This is a genomic window from Nocardia sp. NPDC059154 (assembly GCF_042755705.1).
Taxonomy (GTDB): Bacteria; Actinomycetota; Actinomycetes; order Mycobacteriales; family Mycobacteriaceae; genus Nocardia.
Map to the genome: position 1 here is coordinate 83,440 of NZ_JBHZCS010000024.1, position 23,722 is coordinate 107,161.

25 protein-coding genes and 1 pseudogene are annotated in these 23,722 nt (G+C 67.6%); 15 read left to right on the plus strand and 11 right to left on the minus strand.

Going from position 1 to position 23,722, the window contains the following annotated elements; all coding sequences use genetic code 11:
• Both ACFXN1_RS21650 and ACFXN1_RS21655 read left to right on the plus strand, forming a co-directional pair.
• A pseudogene (locus ACFXN1_RS21650) lies at nt 1–837 on the plus strand (FAD-containing monooxygenase EthA); the annotation flags it as partial.
• A 108-nt stretch (nt 838–945) separates the two neighbouring features.
• A complete protein-coding gene (locus ACFXN1_RS21655) occupies nt 946–1,572 on the plus strand; it encodes a TetR/AcrR family transcriptional regulator (RefSeq protein ID WP_379399186.1) in 627 nt (208 codons plus the stop codon).
• Between the two features lie 27 nt (nt 1,573–1,599).
• On the opposite strand, the gene ACFXN1_RS21660 is transcribed toward ACFXN1_RS21655, so the two are convergent.
• Nucleotides 1,600–2,184 carry a helix-turn-helix domain-containing protein gene (locus ACFXN1_RS21660; protein ID WP_379440208.1) on the minus strand — a complete coding sequence of 195 codons (585 nt, stop codon included), beginning with the start codon at nt 2,182–2,184 and terminating at the stop codon, nt 1,600–1,602.
• A gap of 82 nt (nt 2,185–2,266) precedes the next feature.
• On the opposite strand from ACFXN1_RS21660, the gene ACFXN1_RS21665 reads away from it, so the two are divergent.
• The 4 genes from ACFXN1_RS21665 to ACFXN1_RS21680 all read left to right on the plus strand — a co-directional run bounded on the left by ACFXN1_RS21665 (nt 2,267) and on the right by ACFXN1_RS21680 (nt 5,028).
• Complete coding sequence (locus ACFXN1_RS21665; protein ID WP_379440206.1) at nt 2,267–3,232, plus strand: NAD(P)/FAD-dependent oxidoreductase; 966 nt, start codon at nt 2,267–2,269, stop codon at nt 3,230–3,232.
• A gap of 37 nt (nt 3,233–3,269) precedes the next feature.
• Entirely contained in the window at nt 3,270–3,434 is a 165-nt protein-coding gene (locus ACFXN1_RS21670; protein WP_379440205.1) for a hypothetical protein, read from the plus strand.
• Between the two features lie 102 nt (nt 3,435–3,536).
• Nucleotides 3,537–4,424: an alpha/beta fold hydrolase gene (locus ACFXN1_RS21675; RefSeq protein ID WP_379440203.1), complete on the plus strand. Its 888-nt coding sequence runs from the start codon at nt 3,537–3,539 to the stop codon at nt 4,422–4,424.
• Between the two features lie 322 nt (nt 4,425–4,746).
• Nucleotides 4,747–5,028 (plus strand): hypothetical protein, encoded by a 282-nt coding sequence (locus ACFXN1_RS21680; protein ID WP_379440202.1) that lies wholly within the window; start codon nt 4,747–4,749, stop codon nt 5,026–5,028.
• Nucleotides 5,029–5,085: 57 nt separating this feature from the next.
• Here ACFXN1_RS21680 and ACFXN1_RS21685 read toward each other — a convergent pair whose 3' ends face one another.
• The 3 genes from ACFXN1_RS21685 to ACFXN1_RS21695 are packed head-to-tail and all read right to left on the minus strand — an operon-like array spanning nt 5,086 to nt 7,839.
• On the minus strand, nt 5,086–6,066 hold the full coding sequence (locus ACFXN1_RS21685) for an ABC transporter substrate-binding protein (RefSeq protein ID WP_379440200.1): 981 nt from the start codon (nt 6,064–6,066) through the stop codon (nt 5,086–5,088).
• 28 nt (nt 6,067–6,094) lie between these two features.
• The gene (locus tag ACFXN1_RS21690; RefSeq protein WP_379440198.1) at nt 6,095–7,078 is read right to left on the minus strand and encodes an ABC transporter permease; all 984 of its coding nucleotides are present in this window, start codon (nt 7,076–7,078) and stop codon (nt 6,095–6,097) included.
• Nucleotides 7,075–7,839: an ATP-binding cassette domain-containing protein gene (locus ACFXN1_RS21695; RefSeq protein ID WP_364624296.1), complete on the minus strand. Its 765-nt coding sequence runs from the start codon at nt 7,837–7,839 to the stop codon at nt 7,075–7,077. The genes ACFXN1_RS21690 and ACFXN1_RS21695 overlap by 4 nt, the downstream gene beginning before the upstream one ends.
• 112 nt (nt 7,840–7,951) lie before the next feature.
• Here ACFXN1_RS21695 and ACFXN1_RS21700 point away from each other — a divergent pair, with 112 nt between their 5' ends.
• Nucleotides 7,952–8,482: a hypothetical protein gene (locus ACFXN1_RS21700; RefSeq protein WP_379440197.1), complete on the plus strand. Its 531-nt coding sequence runs from the start codon at nt 7,952–7,954 to the stop codon at nt 8,480–8,482.
• On the opposite strand, the gene ACFXN1_RS21705 is transcribed toward ACFXN1_RS21700, so the two are convergent.
• The 3 genes from ACFXN1_RS21705 to ACFXN1_RS21715 form a co-directional block, all read right to left on the minus strand.
• Nucleotides 8,455–9,303, minus strand: coding sequence for a ParA family protein (locus ACFXN1_RS21705; protein ID WP_379440195.1), 849 nt, complete (start codon nt 9,301–9,303; stop codon nt 8,455–8,457). The two genes, ACFXN1_RS21700 and ACFXN1_RS21705, sit on opposite strands and share 28 nt — an antisense overlap.
• A 239-nt stretch (nt 9,304–9,542) precedes the next feature.
• On the minus strand, nt 9,543–10,610 hold the full coding sequence (locus ACFXN1_RS21710; protein WP_379440193.1) for an alcohol dehydrogenase catalytic domain-containing protein: 1,068 nt from the start codon (nt 10,608–10,610) through the stop codon (nt 9,543–9,545).
• A 4-nt stretch (nt 10,611–10,614) separates the two neighbouring features.
• Nucleotides 10,615–11,799: an LLM class flavin-dependent oxidoreductase gene (locus ACFXN1_RS21715; protein WP_379440192.1), complete on the minus strand. Its 1,185-nt coding sequence runs from the start codon at nt 11,797–11,799 to the stop codon at nt 10,615–10,617.
• A 241-nt stretch (nt 11,800–12,040) separates the two neighbouring features.
• On the opposite strand from ACFXN1_RS21715, the gene ACFXN1_RS21720 reads away from it, so the two are divergent.
• Together ACFXN1_RS21720 and ACFXN1_RS21725 are read left to right on the plus strand one after the other, a co-directional pair.
• A complete protein-coding gene (locus tag ACFXN1_RS21720) occupies nt 12,041–12,688 on the plus strand; it encodes a TetR/AcrR family transcriptional regulator (protein WP_379440190.1) in 648 nt (215 codons plus the stop codon).
• A gap of 70 nt (nt 12,689–12,758) precedes the next feature.
• Complete coding sequence (locus ACFXN1_RS21725) at nt 12,759–12,971, plus strand: hypothetical protein (RefSeq protein WP_379399174.1); 213 nt, start codon at nt 12,759–12,761, stop codon at nt 12,969–12,971.
• A gap of 37 nt (nt 12,972–13,008) precedes the next feature.
• On the opposite strand, the gene ACFXN1_RS21730 is transcribed toward ACFXN1_RS21725, so the two are convergent.
• A complete protein-coding gene (locus ACFXN1_RS21730) occupies nt 13,009–13,428 on the minus strand; it encodes a MarR family winged helix-turn-helix transcriptional regulator (protein WP_379440189.1) in 420 nt (139 codons plus the stop codon).
• 62 nt (nt 13,429–13,490) lie between these two features.
• Between ACFXN1_RS21730 and ACFXN1_RS21735 the strand changes: the two genes are divergently transcribed.
• Together ACFXN1_RS21735 and ACFXN1_RS21740 are read left to right on the plus strand one after the other, a co-directional pair.
• Nucleotides 13,491–14,231: an alpha/beta fold hydrolase gene (locus ACFXN1_RS21735; protein WP_379440187.1), complete on the plus strand. Its 741-nt coding sequence runs from the start codon at nt 13,491–13,493 to the stop codon at nt 14,229–14,231.
• 497 nt (nt 14,232–14,728) lie between these two features.
• Entirely contained in the window at nt 14,729–15,142 is a 414-nt protein-coding gene (locus ACFXN1_RS21740) for a hypothetical protein (protein WP_379440186.1), read from the plus strand.
• A 54-nt stretch (nt 15,143–15,196) separates the two neighbouring features.
• Here the strand turns inward: ACFXN1_RS21740 and ACFXN1_RS21745 are convergent, their stop codons facing one another.
• On the minus strand, nt 15,197–16,015 hold the full coding sequence (locus ACFXN1_RS21745) for an MBL fold metallo-hydrolase (protein WP_379440184.1): 819 nt from the start codon (nt 16,013–16,015) through the stop codon (nt 15,197–15,199).
• Nucleotides 16,016–16,147: 132 nt separating this feature from the next.
• Between ACFXN1_RS21745 and ACFXN1_RS21750 the strand changes: the two genes are divergently transcribed.
• A complete protein-coding gene (locus tag ACFXN1_RS21750) occupies nt 16,148–16,735 on the plus strand; it encodes a helix-turn-helix domain-containing protein (RefSeq protein ID WP_379440183.1) in 588 nt (195 codons plus the stop codon).
• A 317-nt stretch (nt 16,736–17,052) separates the two neighbouring features.
• On the opposite strand, the gene ACFXN1_RS21755 is transcribed toward ACFXN1_RS21750, so the two are convergent.
• Nucleotides 17,053–18,297: an FAD-dependent oxidoreductase gene (locus tag ACFXN1_RS21755; protein WP_379440181.1), complete on the minus strand. Its 1,245-nt coding sequence runs from the start codon at nt 18,295–18,297 to the stop codon at nt 17,053–17,055.
• 82 nt (nt 18,298–18,379) lie between these two features.
• On the opposite strand from ACFXN1_RS21755, the gene ACFXN1_RS21760 reads away from it, so the two are divergent.
• Both ACFXN1_RS21760 and ACFXN1_RS21765 read left to right on the plus strand, forming a co-directional pair.
• Entirely contained in the window at nt 18,380–18,862 is a 483-nt protein-coding gene (locus ACFXN1_RS21760) for a MarR family winged helix-turn-helix transcriptional regulator (RefSeq protein WP_379440179.1), read from the plus strand.
• Nucleotides 18,863–18,891: 29 nt separating this feature from the next.
• Entirely contained in the window at nt 18,892–19,806 is a 915-nt protein-coding gene (locus tag ACFXN1_RS21765; protein ID WP_379440177.1) for a lipase family protein, read from the plus strand.
• A 227-nt stretch (nt 19,807–20,033) separates the two neighbouring features.
• Here ACFXN1_RS21765 and ACFXN1_RS21770 read toward each other — a convergent pair whose 3' ends face one another.
• Nucleotides 20,034–23,003, minus strand: a complete 2,970-nt coding sequence (locus ACFXN1_RS21770; RefSeq protein ID WP_379463660.1) for a LuxR C-terminal-related transcriptional regulator — start codon at nt 23,001–23,003, stop codon at nt 20,034–20,036.
• A gap of 29 nt (nt 23,004–23,032) precedes the next feature.
• Between ACFXN1_RS21770 and ACFXN1_RS21775 the strand changes: the two genes are divergently transcribed.
• Nucleotides 23,033–23,566 (plus strand): hypothetical protein, encoded by a 534-nt coding sequence (locus tag ACFXN1_RS21775; RefSeq protein WP_379445820.1) that lies wholly within the window; start codon nt 23,033–23,035, stop codon nt 23,564–23,566.
• Nucleotides 23,567–23,722: the final 156 nt, after the last annotated feature.

Genomic DNA, 23,722 nt, shown 5'->3' on the forward strand with positions numbered 1-23,722 from the left:
GCCACCAAACTGCGCGGGTGGTTCGGGACGCGGCGGGCCTACGCCATCACCCGGTGGAAGAACGTCGCCGTCGGCACGCTGATCTATCAGCTCAGCCAGCGGCGGCCGCAGATGATGCGCAAGTTCTTCCGGGATCTGACCATCAAGCAGCTGCCCGAGGGCTACGACGTCGACACGCATTTCAACCCGGCCTACAACCCGTGGGATCAGCGGCTGTGCCTGGTCCCGGACGGGGACCTGTTCCGGGCCATCCGCGACGGGCGGGCCTCGGTGGTGACCGATCGGATCGAGCGGTTCACCGCGGACGGGGTGAAGCTGGAATCCGGCGCGGAACTGTCGGCCGACATCGTGGTGACCGCCACCGGGCTGGACCTGCTGGCCCTCGGCGGTATCGGGCTCACCGTCGACGGGCGCGAGATCCAGCCGCCGGAGACCATGGCCTACAAGGGCATGATGCTCAGCGGCGTGCCCAACTTCGCCTTCACCATCGGGTACACCAATGCGTCCTGGACGCTCAAGGCCGACCTGGTCGCGGAATTCGTGTGCCGGTTGTTGCGGCACATGGACATTCACGGGTATTCGCAGGCGACGCCCTGGCCGGATCCGGCGGTGACCACCGCGCCGCTGATGGACTTCCAGGCCGGCTATGTGCTGCGGTCCATGGACCGCTTCCCCAGGGCCGGATCGCGTGCGCCGTGGCGGCTGGGCATGAACTATGCCCAGGATGTGATCACTCTGCGGCACGGGCGAATCGAGGACGGCACCATCCGCTTCGGCCGCCGCCCGGCTCATACCGTCGCCGCGGCCGAACGCGGTCCCGAACAGGTCACCGCCTGACCGGGGTGTGAGGTGACACCGCCGCCTGACGGGGTGCGAGCGATACCGCCGCGAACACACCGACATGCCGCGATGCTCACCGAGATCGGAGAAACTAGGCTGATGCTCGTGACCGACGTCGACACCGCCGACACCACAACCAGCGCCGAACCCGCCATCGACTCCGGGTTCCGGCGGCGGCTGCTGGATGCCATGGCCGACGCGGTTCGCGAGCGCGGCTATCGGGATACCACCGTCGCCGATGTGGTCCGCCTCGCGCGGACCTCGCGGCGGACCTTCTACGAGCACTTCGTCGACAAGCAGGACTGCTTCGTCGCCATGCTCACCGAACGCAACAACGACACCGTCCAGCAGATCTACGCGGCCGTGGACCCGACCGCGCCCTGGGACACCCAGATCCATCAGGCGATCGAGGCGTGGATCGGGGCCTCCCGTGACGACACCTGCATCACCCTGGCCTGGATCCGCGACACACCGGCGCTGGGGGAGCGGGCGCGGCAACTGCACCGGGACGCCGCGGAATCGTTCATCACGCTCATCCAGGACCTCACCGCCACATCGGAATTCCAGGCGGCCGGACTGCATCCGCCGACCCGGCAAATGGCGACCATCCTCTACGGCGGGTTCCGCGAGCTCATCGCCTCCACCGTGGAGGATGGGCGCGACATCACCGAAATCATCGATGTGGCAGTCGAAACCGCGCTCGCGCTGGTCGGGCCGCGGTATCAGGGATAGCCGTCGGTCTCCCCTAGGGCGGGCCCGTCAGTCGTCCTTGGGGCGGGCGCGGAAGTGAGCCCGCTCGCCCTGTTTGCCGAAGAGGCTGAGGAATTCGACCGGCTCGTCGTCGGCCGCGCCGAACCAGTGCGGTTCCCGGGTGTCGAATTCGGCGGCCTCGCCCGGGTGCAGGATCAGGTCGTGCGGGCCGAGGATCATCCGGAGCCGGCCGTTGAGGACGTAGAGCCACTCGTAGCCCTCGTGGGTCTGCGGATTGGGTTCGGTGCGACCGGATTTCGGGCCCAGCACGATCTTGAAGGCCTGAATTCCGCCGACGCGGCGGGTCAGCGGCAGCATCTGCATGCCGCCCCGGTTGATCGGGCGCATGTGCACGCGCGGGTCGCCGGTGAGCGGGGCGTTCACCAGTTCGTCGAGGGTCACATTGTGGGCGCGGGCCAGCGGGAGCAGCTGCTCCAGGGTGGGGCGGCGCGCGCCGGACTCCAGGCGGGACAGCGTGCTCACCGAGATGCCGGTCTCGGCGGACAGCTCCGCCAGCGTGGTCTCGCGCTGTTTGCGCAGCTCACGCAGCCGTAGTCCCACCCCTTCCAGGGCTCTGTCGATATCCTCGGTCATGACTTCAGTTTGCCATATCGGCAAACAAGTTTGCCAGGATCGCGGCATGGTCCGCATGGTCGTAGGCAGGAGGTGGTCATCAATGACCGATCAGCTGAACAGCAGCTATGACGTGGTAGTGGTCGGCGGCGGCGCGGCCGGACTGAACGGAGCGCTCATGCTCGCCCGAGCCCGACGCTCAGTGGTCGTGATCGACGCGGGCAGTCCGCGCAATGCGCCCGCGGACGGGGTGCACGGATTGTTCGCCCGCGAAGGCGTGCCGCCGGCAGAACTGCTGGCGCGGGGGCGGGAAGAGGTGCGTGGCTACGGCGGACAGGTGGTTCCGGGCGAGGTGAGCGGAATCGTGAGGGACGACGAGGAATTCGTCGTCACCCTGGCCGACGGGCGGTCCGTCCGCGCCCGCCGGCTGCTGGTGACCTCCGGCCTGGTCGACGAACTCCCCGATATCCCGGGCCTGCGCGAGCGCTGGGGCCACGATGTCATCCACTGCCCGTACTGCCACGGCTGGGAGGTCCGGGACCGCCCGATCGGTGTCCTCGGCCTGGGCCCCATGGGAATTCACCTCGCCCTCCTCTTCCGCCAGTGGAGCGACGACGTCGTCTATTTCGCCCACACCAACACCCCTCCCACCGAGGAGGAGTCGGAACAGCTGGCGGCCAGAGGAATTCGCGTCGTCACCGGCGAGGTCACCGCCGTAGAGATCGCCGCCGACCGAATCTCCGGCGTCCGCCTCGCCGACGACACCATCATCCCCCGCGAGATCCTGGCCGCCCCCACCCGCATGGTCGCCCGCACCGCCTTCCTGGCCGATCTAGGCCTGACCCCCACCACGCACCCCAGCGGCGTAGGCGAATACATCCCCGCCGACCCCACCGGCCGCACCGAAACCCCCGGCGTCTGGGCCGCAGGCAATGTCACCGACATCTCGGCTCAAGTAGGCAACGCCGCCGCCGCCGGCGCCATGGCCGGCGCCCACATCAACGCCGACCTGGTAACCGAAGAAACCCGTCTGGCTGTGGAGGCTCACCGCGCCCTGGCCACCGCCTGACCAGCCGGCCGGACCCACGCCGGTCCGGCCTACCCACATGCGCAGAACGGCTCCGCTCCGGACGCTGCGATTCATGCCCGCCTGGCTGCTCTCCGTAGCGGGCCCGGACGACGCGGCCGGCGTGCCCGTGCCGCCGCTGGCCGGGATGTTCAGCGGCCGGCTGGAACGGACTCAGCGCGCTGCTTTCGGCGGCAACTACTGAGCGTGGGGAATCGGCCCGTTCACCCCGCGAACAATCTGCATGGACAGTGCAATTTGTTAGGGTGAAGGCGAACCGACGGCTGTCGCCCACAGGAGGGTAGAGATGGCGGACCTGACCCCGCGTGTCGCGGCCTGGCAGCGATCGGGCACCTTCGAACAGGTCGGACGCCACCGGATCTTCGTCCGCGAACGAGCAGGCTCCCCGGACCTGCCGCCGCTGGTGCTCCTGCACGGCTACCCGTCCAGCTCCTACGACTGGCGGGACGCCTTCGACGCGATCGACGGCCACCGCCTGCTCACCTTCGACTTCCTCGGCTTCGGGCTGTCCGACAAGCCGCGAGATACGCAGTACTCGTTGCGAATTCAAGCCGATATCGCCGAGGAACTCGTGCAGCGGTACGTGGGTGAACCCGTCGTCATGGTGTCCCACGACATGGGCAGCTCGGTCGCCACCGAACTCCTCGCCCGCGACATCGATGGAACATTGTCGTTCACGCTGAAATCGGCTCTGCTGTTCAATGCGAGCCTGGTCCGCGAACAGGCCAGCCTGCTGCTCGGACAGAAACTTCTGCTGAGCCGGCTCGGCCCGCTCGTCACCCGAGCGACGAGCGAATTCTACTTCCGTCGCTCGTTCGGCAGCATCTTCTCCGCGGCGCATCCCCTCACCGCTGAGGAGGCAGCCGACCAGTGGTCGTTGCTGTCCCACAACGACGGTCATCGCATGCTCGACAAACTCATCTACTACAACCACGAACGCGTCACACCCCCGACTTCCACGCGCTGGCACAACGCAATACGCACCTGGCTGGGCGCGCTGGAACTCGGCTGGGCGGGTCTGGATCCCATCTGCACCGAGGCCGTACTGCAAGCAGTTCTGAACCTCAGGCCGAACACGCCGGTAACTCGACTGCCGGGTCTGGGTCACTACCCCCAAATAGAAGACCCCAAGCCGGTATACGAACTCATCCAGCGACACGCGTCGCAAAGCTGAGCGAGCTTCTCGGACCGGTCGGCGGGAGCTCACTTCAGCGTGATGCGCTCGGCTGCAACAAATTACGGGTGAGTGCGTGAACGAGCCGTTCGAGCCATATCTGGCTCTACCGTTCTGATCACGCACTGTGCCTTTGGAATTGGCAAGAAAATGCTGCCCGGCGGCCGAGGGTGCGAGATACGAACGGTTCTCTGGCGTTCGGCTTTGCGGCGCGCGGGGTGGGGTTCGTTTGACTGTCCGGACCGGGCGATCAGCGGCTGAACGAGATATTTGCAGGCCACTTACGGGTCTGGACGGTCTGCAAGGTCTAACGTTGATCGTTATGTCGAGCAAGGACATTGTGGTGACGGTGGGTGAGGATGATTGGCTCACGTTGCGCGATGCGGCGGAGTGCGCGGGGATGAGCGTGGAGGCCTACGTGTCATGGGGAGTGCGGGTGTTGGCGTTGCAGGCCCGGCCCGGCGGGGTGAAACAAGGCGGGCGTACGGGCAATCTGCGTGCGAGGAGACGCGCCACGGGGACTGCTGAGGACTCGGAGTCGGCTGCGTGGACCGAAACCTTCACCCAGCGCTTATCGCACCGCGTCGATCGCCAGAAGTACTGAGCTGCGCCTGACTGGGCTACGCCTGCTGCGCCCTCGTGTTCGGAAGTGGTGGTCCGGTCAGCACTTGCTCTTGTAGAAGTACTGGTCGTTGGTGGACATGGTGTCGGCGGTGATGGCGATCATGTCGGTTTGGATTTTGCGGGTGACAGGCTTGCCCTGGAGGGCGGCGTCGGCTTGGTCTACGCCCTGTTTGCCTATGTCGGAGGGGTTTTGGGCGATCAGTGCTTGGACTGTGCCGTCCTTCAGGTCTTGGACCTGTTTGGGGCTGGCGTCGAAGCCTACGACCTTGACCTGGCCGAGTTTGCCGGCGTTGCGGAGGCCGGTGGCGGCGCCTTCAGCGGAGCTGAGGTTGGTGGCGAAGATGCCGGCCAGGTCGGGGTGGGCGGCGAGGGTGGCGGTGACGATGGAGGCGGCCTGGGCGGCTTCATTGTTGTTGTATTGGACGCCCAGTGACGACATGCCCGGGTGGTTCTGTTTCAGTTCGTCCTCGAAGCCCTGGGCGCGCTGGTCGGTGGTGGAGGTGCCGGCCTTGGTGTTGATCACCAGCACGGATCCCTTGTCGCCCACCAGTTTCGCGAGGGTGACCGCGGCCAGTTGCCCGCCCTTCACATTGTCGGAGGAGATGGACGACAGGGCGATGGAGGTGTCGTCGAGCGCGGTGTCCACCTCGATGACCTTGATGCCCGCGTCCTTGGCCTGCTTGATCGGGCTGGCCATGGCCTGGGCGTGGGTGGGCGCGATGAGTATCGCGCCGGGCTTGTTGGCGATGACGCCGGTGACGATCGGTGTCTGCAGCGAGGCGTCGAATTGGGTGGGGGCCTGGGTGTCCAGGGAGTATCCGAGTTTCTTCGCCTCGTCCTGGGCGCCGCACTGCATCGAGATGTAGAAGGGCTCGTTCGCGACGCCGGGGATGAGCACCAGCTTCTTCGCGTCGGCCTTGCCCGAATTGCTCACCGAGCCACCGCATCCCGCCAGTAGTCCGGCCACCGCCACCACTACACCGGCCATTACGGCCGCCCGTCCACCGGTCCTCATCATCAGGCCCTCACCTTCGAACTGCGTTGTGTTATTTCCGGTCCCGGGACCGCCTGCGGATCTGGTCGAACCACACGGCCGCCACGAGCACGACGCTCACCGCGATGGGCTGCCAGAACACCGGCACCCCCGCGATGACGAAGCCCTTGCGCAAAACCGACGGGATGAACACCCCGATCACGGTGCCCAGCACCGACCCGACCCCGCCGAACAGACTGGTCCCGCCGATCACCACCCCCGCGATGGCATCGAGATTGTCGGTCCCGTGGCCCGCGATCGTCGTGGTCCCGAAATATGCCAAATTCATGAAACCGGCCAGGCCCGAGAGCATTCCGGCCATGAGATACACCAGGATCAGATGCCGCGTGACCCCGATCCCGGCCCGCCGCGCGGCCTCCGCACTGGAACCGATCGCAAACGTGTACCGGCCGAACCGAGTGGTGTGCAACAGCCAGGCGCCGACCACCGTCACCGCGACCGCCACCAGCACCAGATCCGGAATCCCGCCCAGCATGGTGCCGAAACCCAGTGAGTCACGCAGCTTCCCGGGAACCGTGCGGGTATCGACCCCGCCGGTGATCAACTGCGCCGCCCCCAGCGCCGCCCCGAACGACCCGAGCGTCACGATCAATGGCGGAATCTTCGCCTTGGCCACCAGCATTCCGTTCACCAGCCCCCAGAGTGCCCCGCCCGCCAGCGATATCAGCAGCCCGAGCAGAATGACGCCCCAGCCCGCGTGCGTCGCATCCTCGCTGGGACTGAGCCACTCCATGGTCTTGGCCGCCAGCACACCGGAGAAGATCAGCACCATCCCCACCGACAGATCGATGCCCGCGGTGACGATCACGAATGTCATCCCGATCGACAGCACCAGCAGCACCGACGTCTCGATCAGCAAGGTCTGCAGCGTGAATCGCGTCGGAAAGGCGTCCGGCCGCAGGATACTGAACGCGGCGTACAGCACGACCAGCACGCAGCCGATCCAGAACGTGCCGGTCCCGGCCAGCCGCCTCATGACTGGTCCTCCGTCGTCAGCGCGCCGGTCATGGCCCCCACCAACTGCTCCAGCGTGGCATCGGCGGCGGTGAAGCGGGCGACCCGCTGCCCCAGCCGCAACACCTCGATACGATCGGCGACGGCCAGCACCTCGGGCATATTGTGGCTGATCAGCACCACCCCAATGCCTTGATCGCGCACGCGGCGAATGACATCCAGCACTCGCTCCCGCTGCACCACGCCCAGCGCCGCGGTCGGCTCGTCCATGAAGACGACCCGGCTGGCCCACATCACCGCCCGCGCCACCGCGACCGTCTGCCGCTGCCCGCCCGACAGCGACCCGATCGGCACATCCGCACTGGGCAGCACGACACCGAGTCGTTGAAAGTGCTCGGCCGCTTGCGTTCTCATGGCCTTGCGATCGAGCATCCCGAGCCGCCCGGGCAGCCCCTTGCGGAGCAACTCGCGCCCGAGGAAAAGATTGGCCGCGGGATCGAGGTCGGGGGCCACGGCCAGATCCTGGTAGACCGTCTCCACCCCGAGCCGTCGCGCTGCGGTCGGCGATGCCATCCGGACGGGCTTGCCGTCCAGCAGGATCCGCCCGCCATCGGGCTGTTCGGCCCCCGAAAGGCATTTCACCAGTGTGGATTTCCCGGCGCCGTTGTCGCCGATCAGTGCCACCACTTCGCCCGCACCGACCTGAAAACCGGCCCCGCGCAAGGCCTCCACACCGCCGTACCGCTTCTGAAGCCCTTCGGCTTCCAATACCACGGCTGGCATCGGCGATCACCCCGGCGACATCGACTGAGCGGACGTCCGGTCCGCTCACCGAGCGTACTGACGATCTCGTCGCGTCGGGGCGGATATGGAAAACACCGCTATCGTGGGATCGGTGACCCGCCTTGGATTCCGCGCGTTGAAGGTGCTCCCCGCTGTGGCGTTGTGCGCGCTGGCCGTCGGCTGCGCCCAGACTCCGCACACCGCGCACTCCTCCGAGAAGGCGCGGCCCCTGCCGACCGGTTCACTCGACACGCTGGGCACCACCTCGCAGGCGGCTACGACCACCCCCGCGCCGGTGACAACCACGCCGACGCAATCCGCCACCGCCCAGCCCGCTTTCACCGAGGACGACGCCCGCTACACGGTCCGCCGCTACCTGTCCCGCTGGATCGGGGAGCCGCTCCAGCCCGATGACACCGAGGGCAAGTACCCCCTCGTCTGCGCGGGCTCGACCCTGGCCAACAACCCCGGAAGGCTCACCGGCACAACAGCCTTCGACGCCGACCGGATGACGGCCCGCACCGGCGACACGGGCGCGGCCGTGACCGTCCCGGTGACGAATTCCTCCGCCGTCACCACCGTGCTCACCTTCACCCTGCGCGCCGCGACCCAGGGTTACTGCATCGTGGACATCGCGAGCTGACCCATCGGCCGCCCCGAACGCTTCAGGAACTCCCGCGCCAACTCCCGATACTGTTCCGCACCACGGGATTTCGGTGCCCACGTGGTGAGCGGTTCACCCGCGATGGTGGAGTCCGGGAACCGCACCGTCCGCGAGATCACCGTGTCGTACAGCTCCGCCTCGAACGTCTCCGCCACCCGGTCCCGCACCTGCCGGCAGTGCAGCAGCCGCGGATCGAACATGGTGACCACGATGCCCGACAGCTCGAGCCGCGGATTGAGTCGTTCGCGCACCTTCTCCATGGTGTCGTTGAGCAGCGCCAGCCCGCGCAGTGAGAAGAACTCGCACTCCATGGGAATGATGACCCCGTCCGCGCAGGCGAGCGCGTTCACGGTGAGCAGGCTCAGCGACGGCTGGCAGTCGATGAGGATGTAGTCGTAGCGATCCCGGATCGGATCGAGCACCCGGCGCATCGAATGCTCGCGGCCCACCTCGTTGACGAGCTGGATCTCCGCCGCGGACAGATCGATATTGCTGGGCAGCAGATGCAGGTTCGTGACGCCGGTCTTGATCAGCACGTCGTCGATCGGCGGCGCCGACCGGCTCAGCAGGTCGTAGACGGTGAGTTCGAGATCGTGGTGCGCGACGCCCAGGGCCGCCGACAGCGCCCCCTGCGGATCGAGGTCCACCAGCAGCACGCGCAGCCCGCACTCGGCAAGCGCGGCACCCAGATTGACCGTCGAGGTGGTCTTCCCGACGCCGCCCTTCTGATTGCACAGCGCAATCACCTGGGCTTCGCCTCCGGTCGCCCCGGCCTCCTCAACAGCAATGTTTGCCGACATTTCGCCAGCCTAACCCGTCACGTGGCGGATCGGTCGGACCCGCTCCGGAGTCCTTTCGCACATCGGCAAGTGCGACGATCTACCAGTGATTTTCACAATCCGGGCAATGAACCAGCATGTCGGACAACAGTGGAGCCCGGCGCATGCTGGTCGTTAGCTGAACAGTGGTGTGGCGGGTCGCCGGGGCAATGGACCACCCCGCCCGCCACACTGAACCGGATGAACCGGGCATATCACCGTCAGTGATCCGGCAGCACCAGGATCTTCACGTGCTCTTCCGGATTCCGCAGCGCGGTGAAGGCATCCGCCACCCCGTCCAGCCCGACCCGCCCGGTGATCAGCGCCTCCGCGTCGATCGCCCCGGACGCCAGCCGCTCCAGCGTGATGTCGTAGGCGTTCTCGTACGGCCCGTGCCCGAAATTGACCGCGATCCGCCGGAACTGCCCGACCACCGGAATGATCGGCTCGTCCGCGAACGGCGCGGCCAGCACCTGGATCCGCGAGTCGAACGGCATGGTCCGCATGAGCGTGCCGATAATCCCTGCGCGCCCGCTGCATTCATAGGCGATGAGAATGCCCGTGCCCGACTGGCCCACCACGCTGTCGCCCTGCGCGACAGCCGTCATCCACGCCTCGATCGGATCCTGCTCGTTCGGATCCACCACGATGTCCGCGCCGACGGCCCGCGCGAGCTCCCGCCGCTTGGGCGAGGGCTCCGAAGCCACCACCAACCGCGCCCCGTGCGCCTTGGCCGCGATGATCGCGCCCAGCCCGATGGTCCCGCAGCCGATGACCAGCGCCGAATCCTCGGCGGTGAGACCGGATTGTTGCACGTGCATCTCGCCGACATGCAGCGGCTCGGCCAGCGTCGCATGCTCGAGCGACAGCCCCTCGGGCACGTGCCGCACCCAGAACGCGTCCACCACGATGCTCTCGCCGAACGCCCCGTGATAGTCGTTCGAGTACCCGATGATCGTCGGAATGCCGGTCGCCGCCTCGGTCGCGAGCCCGATCCCCGCGACGCGGTCGCCGACCGCGAAATCCGTGACCCCGGTACCGATTTCGGTGACGGTCCCGGCGTACTCGTGCCCGAGCACGACCGGTCGCTCGGTGTCGAAGGTGGCCAGCGGATACCCGCTGTCGGCCGCCACCTGCACGAACCGGCACGGATCCTTCGACATGGACAGATCGCTGCCGCAGATACCGCACGCGGCCACCGCGATCCGCAACTGCCCCGGACCCAGTGCGGGCGGCTCGGCCACCTCGGCGGGGGAGAACTGCCCGTTCAGAAACTGTGTGGCGCGCATGGGATCACGCTCCCGTCGCGGCGGTCTCGCCGTAGTAGTCGGTGTGTGCCTTGGTGATCGCGGTGACCAGCTGCCCGATCAGCAGCTCCCGGTTGTCCTGCGCGTACTGCAGGCTGTCCTCGCGGCGGCGGTTGCGATTCTTGAAGTGCGGGATCACCTCCGAGGCGAACAGCTCGTAGCTGCGCTTGGTGTCCTCCCAGCTCGCCATGTCCACGTGCAGGACCAGCATGGTGCCGAACCCGCCGGTCTTCTCGATGAGCTTCTCGATACGCGCGATCGCCTCGTCCGGCGTGCCGATGATGGCCTGCCCGAATTCGCCGAGGTTGTCATTGCGCCACTGATCGATGATGCCCTTGGGGGTGTCCGCCCACGCCGGCTGCTCGCCGGTCTGCCGGTTCACGTACGCGGCCATCGAGCCGATGCGGCGGCTCACCGCGCGCTCGGCATCGGCGCGGGTCTCGGCCAGGAAGATCGGATTGACCAGCCGCCACCGCGACCGGTCCGCGGTGTGCCCGTGCTCGGCGCACACCTTCTCGTAGACGCCCCAATTGCGGTCCAGCACTTCGAAACCCATGGGGGAGCTGGCCGCCAGCGACAGCAGTGACAACCCGTGCGTGCCCGCCAGCACCGAGCCGTTGGGGGAGATGGTGGAGGCGGTGGCGACCTCGATGCCGGCCGGATCGTAGGTCGGCAGCTGGGCGCGGGCGTCGCGCAGGGTGAACCAGTCGGTGGTCATGTTCACCACCTCGCCGCGCAGCAGCGCGAGGATGGCCTCGAGCGCCTCGCCCTGGCGGCGGCGCTGATCCGACGGATCGATGCCCATCATGTGCGCGTCGAGCGGGATCTTGCCGGGGCCGGTGCCGAAGATCAGGCGGCCGCGGGTCTGCAGGTCCAGCTGCGTGATGCGGTCGACGGTGACCAGCGGATGGTGATACGGCAGCGACACCACACCGGTGCCGAAGCGCAGCCGCTCGGTGCGTTCGGCGGCCGCGGCGATGAAAACGTCGGGCGCGGGCACGATCTCGGCTCCGGTCGAGTGGTGCTCGCCCATCCACGCCTCGTCGAAGCCGAGGTGGTCGAGGTGTTCCATGAGATCGATGTCGCGACGCAGCTGCAGGGCCGGGTCGGCGTCGAGGGGGTGGTATGGGGCCAGGAAGGCCCCGAATTTCATCGATTCAGCGGTCCACACGGATGGATCTCCTTCACCCAGTGCCCCGGGCTTCGTCGCCCGGTGCGGTTCCCCGAGTAAACATGGATCAACTGATCCATAAGTTCGGCTGTCCCGGTGAGTGGTCATGATTTGAAAACGCAGGTAGTCAAGCTGATTCAGCGTCGATAATGAGCGCTGTGCTGTGCCGAAATCGGATTGTCGAACCAGTTCCGGGCCCCGCGATGCCGGCCCCGCGCCTCCGATGTGCCAAGCTCATGCCGTGACCGTCCCCATGCAGAATCGCCAGGGCAATGCGACCCGCACCCGGCTGGTGAAAACCGCCGAGCGCCTGTTCGCCGCCCACGGCGTGGACGCGGTCTCGGTGCGCGCGGTGAACGCCGCCGCCGGCCTCGGCCCCTCCTCGGTCAACTACCACTTCGGCACCAAGGACGACCTGATCGCCGCCGTGCTGCTCGATCTCGGCGCGACCGTCCGCGACCGTATTCGCGCCAATGCCGACGTGCTCGCCACCCGCGCCGAACCGCCCACCGCGGAGACCCTGGTCCGCGCGGTCACCGAGCCCTATCGAGACCTGTTGCTGCAGCACCGGACCCGCGGCATGCGCTGGATCAAGATCGTCACCCAGCTCTCCCTGCACTCCCATCCCGCCCTCACCGCCGCCGAGCAGGACCTCCCCGATCAGTTGCACGTTCAGCTCCGCCGCGCCTTCCCGCAGTCGGATCCCAGCCGTCTCGAGGCCCGATGGGCGATCTCGCTCATGGGTTTCCTGCAGGCCCTGAGCCGCGCGGACGAATGGCATCCAGGCGCGACCCCACCTCCTGCCGAGGAACTGGCCGCCCTCTACGAAGATCAGGTCGTCTTCCTCATCGGCGGCCTCGACCGTTTGCTGGGCGGAACCGGCCGCTGAATCGCCGGTGACGCACAAGTGGACGAAACATGACATACTTCGCGCACTCCCAGCTCGAAAGCGGTTGCCGATGCCCGAAGATCCCGAACTCGCCCAGGCCCGTGTCCTGGCCCGCGAGCTCCAGAGCCACGCCGACATGCTGAACCGCGAGCTGCAATACGTCTCGCGCCCCGAAGCCCAGACCCGCGCCCAGGCCGACCTGACCGCGGTTCAGCGTCAGCTCGACGGCCTGCGCCGCCGTTTCCCGGAAGTCGCCGACGCCCCCGACACCCTCGCCAGCTGAGCGCCGATTCGGCGGTCCCGCAATCCGATCGGGGGCGTCAGGCCCGGGAGCCGGGGCCCACGCGCTGCAGTAGTGCCTGCAGCGTCTTGCGCTCCGCGGCCGACAGTTCCGCGAAGGATTCCGCCAGGACACTGTCGGAGATCGCGTTTCCGGCCGCGAGCGTGCGTCGCCCCTCGGCGGTCAAACGGTGCTCGATGAGGCGGCCGCGGCCTGGGGTGCGTTCGATCAGCCCGCGGGTGGCGAGCCGGTTGGCCAGCGTGCCGAAGGCCTGCTCGCTCTGAAAGGTCTCCTCCGCCAAGGCTCGCGCCGACGACCCCGGTTCGCGGTCGATGGCGCGCAGCGCATCCCACTGCGCCAGCGTGGTGCCCACGGTGGTGAGCCTGCTGTCGAGTGCGCGGTGATGGCGATACTGCGCCTGCTTGATGGCTCGGCCCAGGGCCTGCAAATCACCTGCCATGGACACAGGCTATCAGGCTGACTAAGCTTGTTTATATAAACATGTTTAGTCAAGGAGCGACCATGAGTGAATCGGGTACCGGCGCGGACATTCTCGTATTGCACGGTGGCGCGGGGCCGGGCAGCGTGGCCACCATCGCCGCGCATCTGGCGGAGACCGCAAATGTCCTGACCCCGACCCATCCGGGCTGGGACGGAACCTCGCGCCCGGCCGAGGTGAACACCATCGGCGACCTCGCCGAAATGTACCTGCGGCTGCTGGCCGAACAGGACCTGTGCGAGGTGGTCGTCGTCGGATCCTCGATCGGCGGCTGGATCGCCGCCGAGATGGCGGTCCGGGACACCGCGAATCGCCTTGCGGGCCTGGTGCTCATCGACGCCGTCGGCATCCGGGTCGATGGTGCGCCGATCCGCGACATCTTCGCGCTCACCCCCGAACAGGTCGCGCGGTACTCATGGCACGACCCGGCTCGAGCCCTGTCGAATGCTCCCGAGCCGACCCCCGAACAATCGGCCGCTCGTGCGGCGAACATGGCCGCACTGCGCCACTACGCCGGCGACCCGTATATGCACGATCCCGAGCTGGCCGCCCGGCTACCCGAGGTGTCCCTGCCGACCCTGCTCCTCTGGGGCGAAAGCGACGGCATCGCCACCTCCGCCTACGCGGCCGCCTATGCCGCAGCATTCCCCGACGCCCGCCTCGAAATCATCACTGCCGCAGGCCATCTCCCGCACCTGGAACAGCCCCGGGCAACGTTCGCCCACCTCGACGCCTACCTGCGCCAGCTCCGGGCAGGCGCCTGACGCCCGCAGTCGGGGCGTGCTCGCGTCGGCGAATCTCGTTGCCTGCGTTGGCGTGTCGGTGATCTGACGAAGGGAGGTCTCCGGTAGATGGGTAAGCGACCTGGGAGCGGCCCGAACCGGGGTGCTGGGGCAGGGCCCGGCCTGGCCGGTTTGCCTGGGAACCGCGCGTCCGCCTGCCTGGCCCGTTGGGCACAGCTATCGATTCTGCTGCTCGTTCCATGCGAAAGGACAAGGGGGACCGGCACGAGGAGGCGGGCGAGAGTCGGGAGCTGGGGTGCAGAACTTCGTAAGAAACCGGGAAGCCCCACATCAGAACCTTTTCTCGTCAACCACGACACCCCAGGAGAAAAGGTGAACCTATGTCAACCAACCGCACCAAACTCGTTGCCCGTGCCTCGGCCGTCGCAGCCGTCGTGGGTCTGTCCGCACTCGAGGGGCGGTCCTCACCAAGAAAGTCCGACATCGGGAACGCTCGTCCCCGATGGACCCGCATGGGAATGAGCGTCGCGATCGGGGCCGCAGCCCTGGTTATGCTGCCCTTCAGCACGGGGGTCGCTTCCGCGGCAGGTTTCGATCCAGGACTGGGCACCCAATGGTCGGTCAGCGACACCGGTGGTGCCCCCCAGCCCTGGATCGGCAACTGGACGCAGCAGTCCGACGGAACCTGGAACTGGTTCGAGACCAACACCGCCCTCCCCGGCAGTCCTACCGTCAGGGGGACGGCGACGATGAGCTTCGACGGGGCCACCGTGCAAATCCATCGGCTCACCAACAACTCGCCGCAGATCTGTGACTATGTCGGGACGGTCACCGGGTACCAGAACGGCCAGGCTGAAGGGTTCTCCGGCACGGTGAACTGCACCAACTCCGGCATCCGCGACATGGAATGGTGGACGAACTCAATCCAGTAGGTCAGCTGGCACTTGGCCGCGATCGCGAGCGCGGCCGGGAGCCGGCAGGCTCGATCAGCCGATCGGTGGTGCGAGGTATTCCAGCGCATAACCATCGCCGGAGGGGGTTACCCGGGCGATGCCGGGTGAGTCGAGGTGGGCTCCGGCTACGAAATGGTGTGGCTGGGTCAGTTGTTCGAGGAGGGCCGCTCGCGCGGCGCGGGCCTGGGACTGGTTGCCGTCGAGCTCCCAGGACACGTTCGGCTGATCGAATTGGAGCGTGGGAACGTGAACGGTGTCGCCCCAGACGAGAAGGTGGCCGGTGCCGCTCCTGACGTCGTAGACGGTGTGACCGGGTGTGTGGCCCGGTGTCGGGATCGCGGTGATCCAGTCGTTGATCGCGACCTTCTCCGACACGGGTACGACCCGGTCGCGGATCGGCTCGAGCCGCCCCGTGAACACCGAGGTGTCGCCCGCGCCGATCCACACGCGCTCGAGTGCGGTGAACGCCTCTGCACCGTCCGGCGCGATCAGGCCGCTCACGTGGTCTTCGTGCCTGTGGGTGATGGCCACATCGGTGACTTGCGCGCGGTCGATTCCCGCCTCGTCGAGCGCGTCGTAGATCAATCCCATGGTGGGGTCGTGCCAGGCGTTGGACGCGCCGGTGTCGATGAGAACCGACCGCGTGCCGTCGGTGACGAAGAAGGCGTTGACCGACAGCCGCAAGTTGTCGCCGGCCAGCGGCACGGCGGCCGGCAGCTCAACGAGCTCGCGCCCATCCTCGTCGCGGAGCCGTGTCGGCGGCATGTCGATGTACCCGTCTCGCAACGAGATCACCTGCAGATCGCCGAATTCGAACGTGGCATGGTGCTGGCCACTCGAGATCAAACGCATGGAACCTCCGTCGTGTCGGGCGCATATCGCGTGTCTCCGATAGAAGACTGTATCTTCTTTAGGAGAAATCTACGCTGTGGGCAGCAAGGTACCCATCGATCGAGGAGCACGGTGGTCGAGCAAGACGAAAACGTGGCTGAACCACAGCACGGTGACGACCTGGCCGGCGCGTTCGGCGCCAACGTGCGGCGACGCCGCGAGGAGGCGGGCCTGACGCTGGAGCAGCTGTCCACACAGTCGACGGTCAGCCGGGCGATGCTGTCCAAGGTCGAACGCGGTGAGAAGAGCCCGACGATCGGCGTCGCGTCCAGGATCGCCCACGCGCTCGACGCATCGCTCTCGGACCTGATCGGTGGGGCGACTGCTGCCGCGTCTGGTGTGGCCGTTGTCCTGCGCAAGAACGATCGCCCCGTTTTCCGTGACCCGGAAACCGGCTTCGAGCGGCACATGGTGTCAGCGGCCCCGGGCGCGGGAGGAGCCGAGATGGTCGTCCACTACCTCCCCGCACAGGTCTCTACCGGGCTGCTGCCCGCGTATCCGCCGGGTATGGAGAAACAACTCGTGGTACTCGAAGGCACCCTCACCGTCGCGATCGGGGGGATCACCGAGACCCTGAACGCAGGCGACTCCCTGTTCTTCCAGGCCGACGCGGACCACGGCTTCGCCAACCGAACGAACGCTCCCTGCGAATACATCATGTTCATCTCGCGCAGAACCTGAACGGCCGCACCCATCGACCAGGGCACCCCGAGCCATCCTCGCCTTGACCGCGGTCGGCGCGCTCATCGCGCCGGGCCTGCGCTTCGGCAGTGGCGCTGCGTGCTCGCCGGTGCGAGGCAACGCACCGGCCCCATGGGCGGTGGGCACCTTTGCCCTGATCGTGGCAAGCGCGTTCATGCTCTGGTGCGACATCACCCATGTCAGCGGCCCGCGGGCACTGGGTGGTGGCGCGCCGGTCGATCAGCGACCCCACCGAGATCATCGACTACGTCTGCTGAGGGCCCGAGGGATCCCGGCTGGTCGATGCCGTTGCGGTACTAGGCGCTCGGGCGGACCGGCTGGTCGGCCGATTTGCCGGACCAGCTGATCCGGTGGTCGAACATCCAGTTCAGTGAGCTCACGCCCTGCTTGGCGGCCTTCTTCAGGAAGAACGGCGTCAGTTGGCGGACGAGGAAGCGGGCCAGGCCGCTCTGGGCCTTGTCGCCGCTGGTTTCGGCGCCGTGCGCGACCACCCGCTCGACCCGGTCGCGGCGGCGGTGCTCGAATTCGGCCAGGGCGGTGGCGGTCTCGGGCAGGTCGCGCAGGCAGATGGCCAGGGTCACCGCGTCCTCGACGGCCATGGAGACGCCCTGGCCCGAGGATGAGGCCACCGCGTGGGCGGCATCGCCGATGATGACCATGCGGTCGTTGTGCCAGGTGGGGACCGACGGCATGTCGTACTGGTTGAAGCCGCTGACGAAGGTGGCGTCGGGGGTCGCGGCGACGATGGCGGCCGCGGGGCCCCGGTCTGCCGCCAGCATCCGCGCCAGCTGGTCGCGCCACTGCGCGGGCGCCGTGGATGCCACTGTCTGCTTCGAAAGTTCCTGTGCGCCGGGCATGTTCGCGAACCACCAGATCTCGCCGCCGGGTGCGACCAGATAGCCGAAGAAGGCCTTCTTGCCGAAGATCATGCTGTAAACGCCCGGCCGCAAACCGAATTCGTGAACCAGGGCCGGATCGGTGACGAATCCGCCCAGGCCGTAGATGCCCAGGTAGTGGGCCTTCGGCGCATTCGGGTCGATGATCTCCCGGGTGCGGGAGTGGATGCCGTCCGCGCCGACGAGCAGGTCGGCCTCGGCCCGGCTGCCGTCGGCGAAGGTGGCGACGACACCGCCCGTGGCCGTCGGTTCCGCGTCGACGAGTCGCTTGCCGAACTCGTATCGGATACCGCGCCGCGCGGCTTCGGCATTGAGTGCCCGGTACAGGTCGCGCCGCTTCACGCTGTGGGTCACGGTGCCGTCGGGCAGCGTGCCGCCGATGGGCATATCGGTGATGTGCTTGCCGGCGCTGGTGTAGAAGCTCAGCGTGTCGGTGGCGTGACCGGTGTCCATGACGATGTGGTGGGCGTCGATCTCGGCCAGCGCGGACAGGCCGTTCACCGCGACCGTCAGATATGCGCCGATCTGCCCGGCGGCCGTGTCCGCGTAGGCCTCGTAGACGACCGCTTCCCAACCGGCCTGCTGCAGTGCCATCGCGGTGACCGGACCGGCGATGCCGCCGCCGATGACCAGTGCCTTCTTCATGTCGTGTCTCCCTCTGAACTCTCTTGAGCGTGATGTATCTTGGTTATCAAGATATCAATAGTTTGACGATCAAGAGGTTTGAATGTCAAGAGAAAATCTGGACGAGTTGCGTGCCCGGGTCGGACGGGAGTCCCAGGCGTTGCAGGCGGCAGTCGACGATGTCGACCAGGCCGCCGCGACCGTGCTCGGCGTCAACCGCACCGACCTGCGCTGTCTCGAGGTGCTGGTCCGGGGTGAGTCGACGCCCGGCGCACTGGCGGCCGAATTGGGCCTGACCAGTGGCAGCGTCACGACGATGCTGGATCGGCTCGCCAAGCTCGGTCACGTCACCCGGGAGCCGGAACCGGGCGACCGGCGCAAGGTGCTGGTCCGCATCACCCCGGCGACCATGGCTCGGGCGTGGGAGATATACGGGCCCATCGCCGAGGAGGGCGCGGCCGAGATGGCGGGCTCGTCGGCCGCCGAGCTGCGCACCATCCTCGACTTCCTCACCCGCAGCCGCGAACTCCAGCAGCGCCACCGCGAGCGAATCTCGGCTCTGCCCAGGGCGGTTCGGGGTTCGTAGTCGAGGGCAGTGATCGGCACTGACAGTTCGTGCCGGAATTGTCCGAATACCCGCCGCTGGTGTCGTATCAGGCGCTCATCAACTCCCTGGGCGCGCAATGCAATCCGTCGCGCTCGCTGTTCAACGGCGAGCTCAAGGACGGGGTGGGCGCCATGCTGCCGATCGGGCGCGGCTGGGCCATCTCGCTGCCCGACTATCTGGGGCCGAATGTCGCCTACGGCGCGGCCAAGCTCAGCGGCATGGTGACCCTGGACAGTGTGAAGGCGGTCCGCAAGGCCACCGAACTGGGACTCGGGAAGTCGCCCGTCGCGCTGGCCGGGTATTCCGGCGGCGGCATGGCGACCGCCTGGGCCGCTGCCCTGCAACCCGAGTACGCGCCGGACCTGAAGCTCGATGCCGTTGTGGCCGGGGGCATTCCGGCCGATCTGGAGCAGATGGCGCTCTCGCTGGGCTTCGAGCCGCACCCGGGCTTCGGCCTGGCCTTCGCCGCGGCCATGGGCATGGAGCGCGAATACCCGAACCGCCTGCCGATCTCGGATCAGCTCAATGAGAACGGGCTCTGGTTCCGCGAATTCACCCACGACGCCTGCCGTCGCTTCCTGCTGTTCCACGGCGCCTTCCGCAACGCCGACCAGATGGCGGCGTCCAAGAGCCTGATGGACAGTCCGGAGGCGCACGCGGTGCTGCGCGAGAACAGCCTGCGCTACTTCCCGGGCACGCCGGCGGTCCCGACCTACTTCTGGCAGGGGCGGTTCGACACGCTCACCTTCTTCGATCCGGTCGCCGAGGTCGCCGACCGGTACTGCAAGGCCGGTGTGCCGCTGGTGTTCCGGCCCTTCGAAATCGCCGAGCACATGACCACGGCCGTCGCCGGATTCCCCGACGCGTGGAACTATGTGGAATCACGTTTCCGCGGAGATCCGGTCCCGGTGAACTGCGGATAGATTGCCGAGCTGGGCCATATTGCTGTTGCCGCGGTTGACCTGACGGATCAGCCCGGCCAGGCGCAGCGCTCGAAAGTGGTGTGTCCGAGTGGCTTTCGATACCAGGAGTCCGAACGACCTGCAATGCCGTTCCGCGCCGTCGGCATCGGCGAGGAGGCCAGGACGGCCTCCATGCGGAGAGCGACCTCGCCCGCGGCAATGACAATCGGCACTGGATGCTTTCGCGGTCAATCGGCCAATTCGGCCAGCCGAGAAGCGATTCCGGCGCGGCTGGTCAAACCGAGTTTGCGCAGGATGCGGCCGAGGTGATCCTCGATGGTGCGGGGACTCAGGTAGAGCTGGGCCGCGATCTCCTTGTTGGCGAGGCCCTTGGCGGCCAACTCGGCGACCTCGCGTTCCCGCTCGCTCAGCTTCGTCGCTCCGGAGACCGTTCGATGTCCTGCGAGCCGACGCTGGACGGCCGTCGCGGCGCGCTGCAGTTCCGTGGCTCCGGCTGCCGCGAATTCGGCGCGGGCGGCGGCAATTCGGGCGGTGGCGGTGGTGAAATCGCCGCGCTGCCCGGCGATCTGCGCCGCCACCAACAGGGCCTGCGCGCGGAACACTGGCATATCGGCCCGTGTGTACGCCTCGGCGGAGTCCTCAGCGGCACGTTCGGCGGATTTGAGATCCCCACGGGCGCAGAGGTATCCGGCCCGAGCCCGAGCTGCCGCTGCCAGTGCGCCGGGTAAGCCCAGGCGCTCGGCCACATCCTCCGCCTGGGCCAGCAGGGTTTCGGCCGCGTCGAGGTCACCTCGATCGACGGCGCTCAGGCACGCGACAGAGAGCTCGGCCGCTCGCATCGGGTGCAAGCGGCCGCCGTCTGCTGCGCCGTCTCGTAGTGGCTCCGCCAGTCCAGGCAGTGCTCGGTCGCCTCGGAGCGGACCTCCCGGTTGTGGTCCCGGCGGACCAGGGCGCAGGGTCGAATCTTCGGACGCTGGAGCTGCGGGTGCGCGGGGGCTCGGTTGTTGTGCGGGCAGATCATCCAGGTTGAGGCGGGTGGCCAGTTCCAGGAGGGCTGCTTCGACTGCGCCGCGCCACCAGCGGACGGCGGGGCGGGGGAGGGCGTTGAGGTCTCGCCAGCATTGGATGACGTCTGCGCGCGGCGAAGTTGCTTCCAGGACACGGAGTTTGAGGGCTCCAGCCAGTGGGGCGATGCCTGGGTAGGCATAGAGTTCGGCGGTTTCGACGGCGTCATCGGCGGCGCCGAGTGCGTCCGCGTAGCGTCCCAGTTTGGCCAGCGAGTAGGCCTGTACCGTCAGGAGTTCGGGGAGGATGAAGCTGCGGCCGCGGCGGCGGCTGACGCGGATGGCGCGCTCGATGTGGGTGAGGCCGGTGCGCTGGTCGTCGAGGAAGTACGCCAGCCAGCCGAGGGCGGAGACAGCGTGGATGCCGTCGAGCAGCTGAGGGTCGGTGAGCTGCGCGAATTCCCGCTCCGCGACACGGTAGTCGGCTTCGGCGGCGCGCAGGTCGAGGTCATTGAGCCGGCCCATGCTCCGCAGTGTCACCGCGGCCGCACGCATGGCCGGATCGTGCACGGCTTCGGAGGTGAACAGCTGCCGGACTCGTTCCGCGCCTGCGGCGTCGTGGTTGTCCTGGATCTCCAGGATGGCCAATTCCAGCCGGGCGGGCCCGTGTTCGTGACTGCCGGGCCGATCGACCAGCCGGGTCAACAGGTTTCGCGCGCTGTCCACGCGCCCGAGGATCCGTTCGCAGCGCGCATAGAGGAGAACCGCTTCGACCTGCTCGGGGGTGGGATCGCCCGCAGTGCCCGGCAGCAGGGGCTCGAGGTTCTCGCGCGCGGATTCCGCGGATCCCGACAGCAGCAGCGCCCGGCCGAGCAGGACGCGGGCCGGAACATCGGCGCGCCCACCGGAATCCGGCTGAGCGTCGAGGGCGGCGGCGATCCAACGGGCACTGGCGGCCGGGTCGGTACCGAGGGCCTGCTCGGCGGCGCAGAGCAATTCGCCCGCTGCGAGCTCGTCGCGACCGAGGGCGTGTTCCAGGTGGCGGGCCCGGGCGAGGACGGGAGCGTCCTTGGCGCGGAGCACCTGTGCCGCGCGAGCGTGCGCGGCCGCCCGCCACCCGTGCCCGGCCAGCCGGTACGCCGCCGCGCGCACCAGCGGATGGCGGAAGCTCACCAGGCCGGTGGTGACGCTGACCCAGCCGCGCCGCGTGAGGTCGTCGATCGCCTCGCGCAGCTCTGCCGGTGCGACTTCGGCCGTGCCGCAGAGCAGTTCCACGTCATCGGTGCCGCCGCACACCCCGATCGCCTGCGCGACCAGCCGCTCCCGGGCGGGCAGGTGTGCCAGTTCGGCCCGGATGGTCCGGTCCAGCGCGGTCTGATCCGCCGGTGCCGCGGCCGGATCCTCGGCTCGCATCGTGGCGTCGAAATCGGCCGGGGCGAGTTCGGCGAGCAGTCGCAGATACAGCGGATTGCCGTGCGCCGCCGCCACCACCTGTGTGCACCGGCCCGCCGGCAGCTCCGGCAGCAGCGCTCTCGCGTCGGCATCGGACAGCGGCGGCACCGCGAGGTGCTCGCTCGCGACACCCGGTGCGCGCAGCGCGGATCCGAGCGATTCCGGAAATTGCCCTTCGCGATAGGCCAGCACAATGCGAGCCGATTCCGGCCGCTGCCGAATGAGCAGAGCCAGCACCCGCATCGAGGCGGCATCGGCCCAATGCGCATCGTCGATGATGAGCAGCGTCGGTGTGGCTTCGAGCCGCTGCCGAATCCATCGGGCCGAGTCCCGGGTATCGGTCCCGATTTCGCTTTCCGTGCCGCCCAGTCGATCCGCGATATCGAGCACGAGATAGTGCGGTGTGGGCTGGTCGTATTCGGTGCCCGCGACGACGACCGTCCGCCATCGGTCCGGCTCGAGCCCGTTCGCGAATTCCGAAAGCAGCCGCGATTTTCCGATTCCGGCCGGGCCCTCCACCAGGAATACGCCGTCTCCACCGGGAGCGTGGCAGGCCGCGTTCAGGGTGGCGAGTTCGCGGGTGCGGCCGACGAATGGCTGGATCGCGCACTCCTTTCCGAGTGAACGGCCTTCGGGTGAGCCTAACTCGGCACTCTCGCCTCCCGGCCGCCGCCCCGATCCCGTGGTTTCACGGATGCTGTGGCGTGCGGAAACGGGTTGGGTAGTCCGGGTTCGATCGATTGGCGAGTGGGAGAGGTACGTAGCTTCACATGCAGAGGATTTCGTCGAGTGCGCGGCGGCTGGTCCCCGTGATCCTGGCCATTGCGGCCCTGGCCCTGGCGGGTTGTTCCGCCGTGCAGAAGGGCGCCGATGTGGTCAAGGACGCGGGCAAATCCGATACCGGTCGCTCGAAAGTCGGCGACTGTATCGATGTCATCGAAGGCTCGATGATCGATTCCAAAACCGCGCCGGTGGACTGCGGTTCCCCGAAGGCGGTGTATCAGGTCGCCAAGGTCTACAGCAGCAAGACCGATTGCGCTGCCGACTACACCTCGTACGAGGAAACCCTCAATGGCATGTCCATGGCCTATCTGTGCCTGGCCCCGAATTTCAAGCAGGGCGCCTGCTATCACGAGAGCATGCTGACCGGATACCAGTACGCCGAATGCGGCACCGCCAACGCCAGCTTCCAGGTCTTGACCCGCATCGACGGCCAATCCGACGAAACCCTGTGCGGCGAGGACGCGGACAGCGTCATCACCCTGGCCGAACCCCGGACCACCTTCTGCCTGAAGAAACTCTGACCCCACTCGGATTTTCCCGACGCACTGTCGGTAACATCCCGACGGTGCGTCGGTAAAAGTGCCCGGCGCCGGACAAGGGAGTTCGGATGTTCCTGGCGGTGCGCGAACTGTGGTTCGCGCGAGCGAGATTCGGGTTGATGGCCGCGGTCGTCGCCC